The 9,290-nt window shown below is 63.1% G+C and carries 8 protein-coding genes and 2 pseudogenes; 9 read left to right on the top strand and 1 reads right to left on the bottom strand.

The features are described from left to right. Window positions 1-1,965: pseudogene (locus BN1128_RS04215) on the bottom strand (DUF1566 domain-containing protein); the annotation flags it as partial. Between the two features lie 220 nt (window positions 1,966-2,185). On the opposite strand from BN1128_RS04215, the gene BN1128_RS04210 reads away from it, so the two are divergent. The 9 genes and pseudogenes from BN1128_RS04210 to BN1128_RS04170 form a co-directional block, all read left to right on the top strand. Next, entirely contained in the window at window positions 2,186-2,389 is a 204-nt protein-coding gene (locus BN1128_RS04210; RefSeq protein ID WP_042866517.1) for a Flp family type IVb pilin, read from the top strand. After that, entirely contained in the window at window positions 2,386-2,802 is a 417-nt protein-coding gene (locus BN1128_RS04205) for a prepilin peptidase (RefSeq protein ID WP_042866514.1), read from the top strand. The genes BN1128_RS04210 and BN1128_RS04205 overlap by 4 nt, the downstream gene beginning before the upstream one ends. Before the next feature lie 8 nt (window positions 2,803-2,810). Further along, a complete protein-coding gene (cpaB, locus tag BN1128_RS04200; RefSeq protein ID WP_042866512.1) occupies window positions 2,811-3,701 on the top strand; it encodes a Flp pilus assembly protein CpaB in 891 nt (296 codons plus the stop codon). A gap of 19 nt (window positions 3,702-3,720) precedes the next feature. Next, window positions 3,721-5,118: a type 4 pilus assembly secretin FlpC gene (gene flpC, locus BN1128_RS04195; RefSeq protein ID WP_042866511.1), complete on the top strand. Its 1,398-nt coding sequence runs from the start codon at window positions 3,721-3,723 to the stop codon at window positions 5,116-5,118. Window positions 5,119-5,129: 11 nt separating this feature from the next. Next, window positions 5,130-5,678 (top strand): hypothetical protein, encoded by a 549-nt coding sequence (locus BN1128_RS04190; protein WP_042866509.1) that lies wholly within the window; start codon window positions 5,130-5,132, stop codon window positions 5,676-5,678. A gap of 3 nt (window positions 5,679-5,681) precedes the next feature. After that, the gene (locus tag BN1128_RS04185; RefSeq protein WP_042866507.1) at window positions 5,682-6,806 is read left to right on the top strand and encodes a CpaE/TadZ family protein; all 1,125 of its coding nucleotides are present in this window, start codon (window positions 5,682-5,684) and stop codon (window positions 6,804-6,806) included. Beyond that, window positions 6,806-8,119: a TadA family conjugal transfer-associated ATPase gene (locus BN1128_RS04180; protein ID WP_042866506.1), complete on the top strand. Its 1,314-nt coding sequence runs from the start codon at window positions 6,806-6,808 to the stop codon at window positions 8,117-8,119. The genes BN1128_RS04185 and BN1128_RS04180 overlap by 1 nt, the downstream gene beginning before the upstream one ends. Further along, entirely contained in the window at window positions 8,116-8,997 is an 882-nt protein-coding gene (locus tag BN1128_RS04175) for a type II secretion system F family protein (RefSeq protein ID WP_042866504.1), read from the top strand. Before BN1128_RS04180 ends, BN1128_RS04175 begins: the two co-directional genes overlap by 4 nt. A gap of 3 nt (window positions 8,998-9,000) precedes the next feature. After that, window positions 9,001-9,290 (top strand): annotated as a pseudogene (locus BN1128_RS04170) (type II secretion system F family protein); the annotation flags it as partial.

Below are 9,290 nucleotides of genomic sequence, written 5' to 3'. Positions count from 1 at the left end.
GGATAGGGGGCTGTTGGGGTAGGGGGTGACCCAGCTACCCGGTGTGCTGGTACCGGGATAGAGAAGTGCATCGCTTTCCGAGTTGCGGATAAGACCGGCCGCCGCCTTGATGATGTGGGAGATGTTCTTGTCTGGATTGGCATTCAGCAGGGGGCCCAGCCCGCTATTGTCGGCGATGGCGGATTCCAGTTTGAACAGGTCCGGTATCTGGTTGTTGCGGGACACGGTTGAATATTCATTGGCCATGTTGATCTCCAGCCAGCTCAGCAGTTGCTGGCGAAAATCAGTGCCCTCGATCAGGTTGACGGGCTGCTGCCAGAGCTCCCCCTCGGCCTGCAGGGCGACCATGGCTGCCAGCAGCTCAACCTGATGCCTCGGCAGTGCCTTGAGTTTTTGATCCAGCTCCGCCAGGGTCCAGGCTTGCCAGCCCAGGAAAGAGCCCATGCTGGCACTGAGTGTGGTTTTGAGCAGCAGGGCTTGCTGGGCCGTGCTGGTATAGCCCACTTGCAGGCGCGGGAATTCGCTGGCGGTGAGGATGCCGTCCCGGTTGCCGTCCTGCTTGACCAGTTCGCACAGGGATCCGAGTACGGATCGCAACTCCACCTCGCTCGTCTCATCCCGTACCACCAGGGTGAGGGTGTCCTGCATCAGGTCGTCGCTGGTCTCGCTCTCGCCAGGCTGGCAAGTAGTGAAGGTATTGTTGAGGTCCGGCAGTGCGAGAGTGAGGCTGTACTGGTTGCCCTGTTTGACGGGCAGACCGTCAAGCACCTGGCCATCCAGGGCCCTGACGGGGAGTCGCTGTGGCCGTATTGGGCGTTCCGGTTTGAAGTAGTACTGGTTAAGGCCATCGTGATTGGGCTTGGCGCCTATCTCTACCATGACGGTCGGCTCACCAAGCCGCGAGGGGAATATTCCCTGCAGGGTCAGCTGTCGATGAGGGTAGAAGGTGGCGTGCAGCTGATAGGCCGGGGTGCGGGTGTCGAGGGCCGCCATGGCTTTGACCGCAGCAGCCAGCATGGTCTCCGTATCGACAGGCAGTGCCGTCCCTTGCTGGATGGCATAGTTCAACAGCCCTTCTCGCAGGTCAGCACCTGGCTGAACCTGCCGGTAGGCGACCAGGTGCTCGGCCAGCTGGGTGATCTCGCTGACAGGGAGGGGAATGTCGCCATCGAGTACCAGTTGCAGCAGTGCGGTCAGCTCGCGGGCCATGCCGTGATTGAGCTGTGGATCGCTGACCAGCAGCGCCGTGACATCCTGCATGCCTTCCCGTTTTTGTAGTGCCGTGGTGAGGCTCTGGTATGCCAGCAGCATGGGGGAGAGGTGCAGATGGGGGGCCTCCTGTTCGGTGATGATGCCATCCCCATTCTGATCCTGCTTGAGCAGTTGCTCCAGCGAGGGCAGCTGACTGCCGAGGATAGGCGCACTCTGCTGGCGGTTGCTGGCGGTCAACCTCAGTGGTTTATCCTGAGGCCACTGGCTCAGCTTGAGTTTGAACCCAAAGCTGCCGTCGGCCAGGGCGCTCTGAGTCACGCACACCTTGTCGGCGCAGAGCTGGATATCGAATTGGGCTCCCTGCCCGCGTGTGATGGAGAGCGCACCCGCCAGATCCAGGCTGGTCGGTTTGGTGGCGGGATCAGGTGCCTTGTCCGGTTGATCCGGCGGTGTAGGCGGGGTCACTGTGCCTGTGTTGCCTGTGTTGCCTGTGTTGCCTGTGTTGCCTGTGTTGCCTGTGTTGCCGCTTCCGCTGCTGCTCCCCGAACCCGAACCCGTACCGCTGCTCCCGGTGCCGTTGTCCGATGGCGGGGTCACGGGATCCGGAGGGGGAGGTGTGGTTTGACTGCTGCCGTTATTACCGCTGGTGTTGCCGTTGTTTCCTTCCTGATCCGGGGTACCCAGCTCGGCCTTGCATGCCAGCAAGGTTGCGCAGCAGAGGGCCAGGATCAGGGGTCGCGTTGTCCTGAACAAGATCGACTCCATTATTGTTGTATAGGTGAATAAGCTGCTGAACCAGTCTCTTCTTGCGAGTTGAACGATTAGTGCAGATTTTTTTGCTGTTAAAAGTGTCAAAAACGAAAATTCACTCTGCGAATTATTTCATTTGATGATAATGATATTGATTCTCGTTTGTGATCTCAATATCATATTGTCGCTGTTTAATTTCAGGCATAAAAACAGGGACAATAAAATGAAGATGCGAGTTTGGGATTACCTTGGGGACTATCTGAAGGATGACACCGGCGCCACGGCGATCGAATACGGCATTCTGGCGGCGGGGCTGGCGGCCGGGATCCTCGCCATCTTCGGCTCGGACGGGATCTTCATCACGGCCTTGAAGGATAAGTTCACCGCCATAGTGGCGGGGTTGAACATGGATGCCGCGGGCAAGTGACAACGCTCGGGCAGTGGCTGGCCATATTGATGGCGTGCTGGTGTCTGGTCAGCGACCTGTTTGAGCGGCGTATCCCCAACCTGGCTGTGCTGGTACTGGCACTCTGGGCGCTTTGGCTGCTGCCGTTCAATCCGCTTTCGTTGACTCTGGCCCTGCTGACACTGCTGCTGGGGCTGTTTGCCTATCACAGGGGCTGGTGCGGGGCCGGTGACAGCAAGTTGCTGGCGGTCTGTCTCTATGGTGCATCCGGACGCTGGCCCGAGTTGCTGCTCTGGATGGCGCTCTCGGGTGGTGTGCTCAGCCTCATATGCCTGGCTTACGCCCGTTTCCGGCTATCTCCCGAGCCCGTCACAGTGCCTTATGGATTCGCCATTTTGTGGGCGGCGAGTCTGACCACTCCTCTATTTATGTAGTCACACCTATGAAGAAACTCTTTTCTCTTATCGCTGCACTGCTGGTGCTGGCGGCGACGCTGGCTGCCTTCTGGCCGGTTGAATCGGTGCCGCAGAAGACAGTTCCACCGCGAGACCTGACATCGGAATCGACAGTTTCCGATAGGGTCGCCCAGGTGCTGGTGGCCGCCCATAGGGTACAGGCCGGCTCCTTTATCCATCCCGAGGATCTGGTCTGGCAAACCCTGCCCGCCGCCGAGGAGATGAATCTGCCGGGGCTCTTCCTGTTCGGCTTTACCGATACCAAGGCACTCAAGGGAAGTCTGGTCACCCGTACCCTGGAGTCGGGGCAGATTGTCTCGTCTGATGATCTGGTGCGCCCGGAGCAGAGCCACTATCTCTCCGCCATGATGGCGCCGGGGATGCGGGCTGTGACCCTGGCGCTGGGGCGGGAGGCGGCCAGCCATGGCCTGATCCGGCCCGGCAACCGGGTGGATGTGATCCTCACCAGCAAGCATGCCCGTCAGCACAATGCGCAAGGGGCCGAGGTGACCAGCAACCAGTCGGCGGAGATCATTCTGACCGACATCAAGTTGCTGGCCATCGATGCCCAGGTGACCGATATCGCCGCGCTCAACGGCACTGCGGCGGCGCAAGACAACTTCGATCAAGTGGCCGTGACCTTCGAGCTGGCCCCGCGGGCGGCAGCCCGGCTGTTGCTGGCCCATCGATTGGGAGAGCTGGCACTGGTGCTGCGCTCGGCCCAGGGTGCCCCTGCGGGCAGCGAGGTTGTTGCCCTGCCGGAAGGGAGCCTGATATGGGCCGAGCAGGTGGCCAGTGGCCAGAACCCGAGGGCCATTCCGGGTCACGGAGTCCGGATCAGTTATGGCGACGGCAACGACCGTAACCGCCAACCTTAATCAACCCAGAAAGGACACGATGTTGCGAACACTCGCCATGGTGCTCGCCCTGCTGCCGTTATGGGCAGTGGCGGCAGAGAGCCTGACTCTCACCCCCGAGCAGTCCACCCTGCTCAATTTCGATGAACCCGTGCTGGATGCCTTCGTCGCCAACTCGGAGTTGGTGCGGGTACACAGCCCCTCCGATCAGCAATTGCTGATCTATGGTCGCAAGGTTGGCCGCACCGATCTGGTGGTCACCGCGCAGGATGGCCGCACCCTGGGTCACTACCGGGTGCAGGTGGTGGCGGATCTTGCCCCCCTCAAGCAACTGGCCAGGCAGCACTTTCCCCAGAGCCGACTCACCTTCAGCGAGTCTGGCGGCGCCATAGTGGTGGCGGGGGAGGTAACGAGTCCGCTGCAAGCCCACGAGATCCTGGCCATGGTGGAGGCGTTCGCCAAAGGCATTCAGCCTCAGGGAGTCCCCTCTGGCCCAGTCGCCCCCGCTCAGCCTCAGAGCGGCAATCAGGATGAGGGGGCGGCGGTCGCCGGTGGTGGCAGCGGGCAATATGCGAACGTCATCAACCAGTTGCGTCTGGCGGGCTCGGATCAGATCAACATATCGGTGCGCATCGTCGAGATGCAGCGCACCACCAGTGAACAGCTGGGATTGCGCTGGAGCGCCATGGGGGAGTATTTGCAGCTGGGTGTCTCGCCTGGCAACCGTTTCCCCAAACCCGCTGAGCGGGGCAGTTGGGGCGGCAAGAAGGATGTGGTCTACATCAACGCCATCATAGATGCACTGGTGGAGAACAGCCTGGTCAATGTGCTGGCCGAGCCGAACCTGACGGCCAAATCTGGTGAGGCCGCCACCTTCATGTCCGGTGGCGAGTTCCCTTTCCCGGTGGGCAATGGGGATAACGGGCCCGAGATCGAATTCAAGAAGTTCGGCATCTCGCTGGAGCTGACTCCCACCTTGCTCGACAACAGCCGCATCAGCCTGACGGTCTCACCCGAAGTGTCGACCATGAGCCGCGAGAACAGCGTCTCCATCGCCGGGGTTGTGGTACCGGGCATAGAAACCCGTCGCACCACCACCACCATAGAGCTGGCGGATGGCCAGAGCTTCGCCCTGGCAGGCCTGGTGCGTACCCATCGCAACCAGAGCAGCGAGGCCTTGCCCTTCCTCGGCGAGATCCCCGGGCTGGCCCCCTTATTTGGCAGCAACAGCTTCAAGAACCAGGAGAGCGAGCTGGTGATCATTGCCACCGCCCGTCTGGTGCAGCCCACCAGCGATCCCCTCTCCCTGTCGACGCCGCTGGATCACTATCGGGCGCCGAGCCGGTTCGAGCGGCTGTTCTTCACCGACATGGGCTCAACCGAGCGACCTGGCGCGCAAGCGACTCGCCTGTTTGGCAACTACGGCTACAGCTACTGAGGGAAGTGACCATGTTAAGAGAGACACTGTTGCTGGCCCTGGCGTTACCGCTGATGGCCTGCACCACCCAACCCCCTGCCGCCTCCCTCAAGGATCAGCTGCAGTTCCGGGTTACCCCGTCGCAACTGCAACAACAGCTGCAATGGCAACTGGCCCCGCTGGCCAACCGGCTGGAGTCCGGATCCCTGCACCTGACGATCACGGGCCCGCAACCCGGGAGCCGGGAGCCAACTCCGGAAGCACTGCGCCAGCAGTTGGCCCAGTGGCTGGCGCTGGAGACCCGCCTCACCTTCATCCCGGCGACCCGGCAAGCGTATGAGGTCGAGCTTGACGCCACCTTGCAATCCGACACCTGCCGCTATGCCAGAGGCGTATCTTTGGCATCTCCCGGCGCTTGTCTGGTACTGCGCAACCAGTATCGCGCCCAGAGTCATGGGGAGCACTGGGCCCGCGGCGCCCGCTATGACGGCAGTGGCAGCGCCCTCGATGCCGGTGCCGTGCAGCGCCTCTATCAGGGCAAGGCCAAGTCGGCCAAGAAACAGCAGACGACAGGGGAGTAGTGCATGAGTGAACAAGCCAAACAACTGGTGGCTGTCACCCGCCAGCCTGCCCTGAATGCAGGTGTCGGCCTGGTGCTGGCCCAGCTGGCCGAGGTCGACGCCCGACAGATCCCGGGCTCCCTGGCCGAGGCCAGGGCCTACTGCCTGGCGCAAGGGGCCCCCGATATCCTGCTGGTGGAAGTGGAAAACTCGCAGATGCTGGCGGCCGATCTGGCCGCCCTTGCCGAATGCTGTCCGCCCCAGATGCGGCTGGTCCTGCTGGGGGAGAGGGGGGACGTGACCCTGTTCCGCTGGCTTATTTCTGTGGGAGTGGATGATTACTATCCGGCGCCGCTGGATCCCGATGCCCTGCGTACCGGCCTGCTGCGTCTGCTGGGGGTGCCGCTGGTGACCTCACTGCGCAATGGGCGGGTGATCTGCGTGGTCGGCGCCGCCGGTGGCATGGGCACCAGCACAGTGGCTGCCAATCTGGCCATGGCGCTGGCCGACCAGCATCACCGTCAGGTTGCGTTGCTGGATCTCAACCTTCATCACAGCCGTCACCCTATTTTGCTGGGCAGCGACTATGCCCCGCCCGGTGAACAGTGGTGGCAAGCTACCGATCGACTCGATGGCACCCTGCTGGCCCATACTGCCCATCAGCTTGGGCCAAGGCTCTTCCTCTTCTATGACGAGGGGCAGGAGCTGGTGCTCGGTGCCGAGCAATTGGTGGCGGCGGTCAATGTGATGGCGGAGCACTACAGCACCCTCATTATCGATGTGCCGGATCTGCGCACTCATGCGCTGCAGGCGCTGTTGCAGCAGGCTGACGTGGCGATCTGGCTGCACGATTTCAGTCTGGGGGCACTGCGGCTGCTGGGGCAATGCCCGCAAGGCGGGCAGGCCCAACGCCGCCTGCTGGTGGGCAACCACTGCCGTGGCAAGGAGGGGCGGGTGCCGGCGCAGGAGCTGGAGCGCGTCTGTGGTCAGCCCCACGCCGCCGTGCTGCCCTATGATCACGGTGCCTTTGTGCGTGCCGAGCGTGCCGGGCAGCCGCTCATCCAGCAAAAGAGCAAACTGGCTCGCGCCCTGACCTTGCTGGCGGGTGAGCTGGTGGGGGCTCAGGTCACAGGGCGAGGGCGGCGCTGATGTTCGGACAAGCCAACAGCCGACTGCCGTCGGTGCCAGGGGCGCTGCTCACCCTGTCTGATGCCGCGCGGGAGGCCTTCTACGAGCTGGTTGAACCCTCGGTAGCCGCCACCTTGCCGCGCGCCGCGCTGCTGGAGCAAGTCACCCGTGCCCTCGCGCAGCTCTCGACTCGCCGCATGTTGCCCTATAACCGTCAGGAGCTGACCCTGCTTGCCCGTCAGCTGGTGGACGAGATGGTGGGCGTGGGGCCGCTGCAACCCCTGCTCGATGACCCCGAGGTCTCGGACATTCTGGTCAATGGCCCGGACAAGGTCTATGTGGAGCGGCACGGCAAGTTGACCCTCTCCGGGGTGCGCTTTCGCGACCGCCAGCATGTGTTCAACGTGGCGCAGCGGATCGTCAATGCGGTGGGGCGGCGGGTGGATGAGTCCACCCCCATGGTGGATGCCCGACTGGCCGATGGCAGCCGGGTCAACGTCATTGCGCCGCCCATCGCCCTGTGTGGTACCACCATCTCCATCCGCAAATTCCCAAGCAGCCGCCTGACCCTGACCCATCTGGTGGAGAAGGGGGCCCTGTCCGATGCCATGGCCCGCTTTTTGGGGCTGGCGGCGCGCAGCCGTTTCAACGTGCTTATCTCGGGGGGAACGGGGTCGGGCAAGACCACCTTGCTCAACGCCCTGAGCAAGCACATCAACGACGACGAGCGGATCATCACCATAGAGGATGCCGCCGAGCTTTCCCTCGATCAGCCCCATTGGGTGCCGCTGGAGACCCGCAACGAAAGTGCCGAGGGCAAGGGAGAGGTGAGCGTACGCGCCCTGGTGCGCAACGCCCTGCGGATGCGGCCGGATCGCATCATTCTGGGGGAGGTGCGCGGCGCCGAGGCGTTCGACATGTTGCAGGCGATGAACACCGGCCATGACGGCTCTCTCTGCACCCTGCACGCCAACACCCCGGAAGATGCCCTGTTGCGGCTGACCAACATGTTGCAAATGGGGGCTGAGCGGCTCTCCGAGCAGATCATCCAGGCCCAGATCGCCAGCGCCGTGGATCTGGTGGTGCAACTGGAGCGGATGCGTGACGGTCAGCGCCGCATTACCGCCATCAGTGAAGTCACCTCGCTGGAAGGGAGCCAGATCAGGATGCAGCCGCTGTTTCGCTTCGTGCTGGAATCCGAGCTGCACGGCAAGCTGCAGGGGCGCTTCATTGCCCATCCCCTCTCGGCCGGAGTCGAGGAGAAAGCCCGTCAGGCGGGTTTGCTGACCGAGCTGCATGAGTGCATGGCGGGTGCCGGGGAGCCGGTGTCATGAGCACGCTCATTCTGGTGTGTCTGGGCTGGGGACTGGCCTGCCTGCTGCTCTGGCAATGGCAGAGCCGACGCGAAGCCTGGCAGCAGCAGTGCCAACGCTATGGCCAGCCCGCGCAACACAAGGGGGCACGGCCTCTGCCCCACTGGTATCAGCAGATGGTGACCATGGTGGGCCAGGAGCAGCTGACCCGCTGGACCTGGCAGGGCCCGGCGGGGGCGGCCCTTGCCTGCGTCTTGCTGGTGGCCAATGGCATGCCGTTCTGGCTGGCACTGCTGCTGGCGGTGGGCGGGGCTCTTTCCCTCGGGCTGGTGGTCTATCAGCAACTGCAACAGCGGGCGCTGGAGCGGTTTCGTACCCAGTTGCCCGAGGTGATTGACGGCATGATACGGGCGCTGCGGGTCGGGGCGCCATTGGCGGATATCTTCAAGCTGGTGGCCTGCCAGCAGCACGGCCTGATGGCCCGGTTGTTTGGTCAGATGCACGATGAGTTGCAAGTAGGCCAGCCGGTGGCGCAGGTGATGCAACAGGCGGCGAACCGGGTCGCGGTGGCCGAGTTTCAGTTTCTGACCATAGTGCTCAGCCTGCAACAGGAAACGGGCGGCCGCCTCTCGGAGGTGCTGGCGCAACTGGTGGAGACACTGCGTGCCCGCCAGACCCTGGCGGCCAGCATCCAGACCATCACGGCCGAGAGTCGCAATGCCGCCAAGGTGCTGGCAGCGCTCCCCGTCATCATCTTGCTGGTGCTGTTCACGACCGGGCGGGAGCACTTCACCTACCTGATGACCACGGCCAGCGGCCAGTGGGTATTGGGATATGTCTCCATCAGCGTGGCGGTCGGGCTCTGGCTTATCCGTCGCCTCACCCGTCTGCAGGGGTAGCCCATGACTGTCATGCAACTTTTCGGATTGGCGCTGGCCTGTCTCGCGTCGGCTGCGGTCGTTGGCTGGCACGGTTACCGGCAACAACAGCAGTGGCAGGCCCAGAGCCACCGCTATGGCCCTGTCCGTCAACGCAGGGATGCGGCGCGGGACTGGCTGGCCTGGTGCGGTCGCGGTTACCCGGTCGGCGCCCGGGAGCAGGCCCGCTTGAAGCAACTGCTGGCACAGGCGGGGATCTTCTCCCGCCATGGCTTTGACCGGCTCAGGGCGGCCAAGTTATTGGGTGGGCTGGG

It is taken from the genome of Aeromonas piscicola (assembly GCF_000820005.1).
GTDB classification, from domain to species: Bacteria; Pseudomonadota; Gammaproteobacteria; order Enterobacterales; family Aeromonadaceae; genus Aeromonas; species Aeromonas piscicola.
Note: the sequence above shows the minus strand (reverse complement) of the source record. Positions and strands in the feature narration are given on the sequence as shown.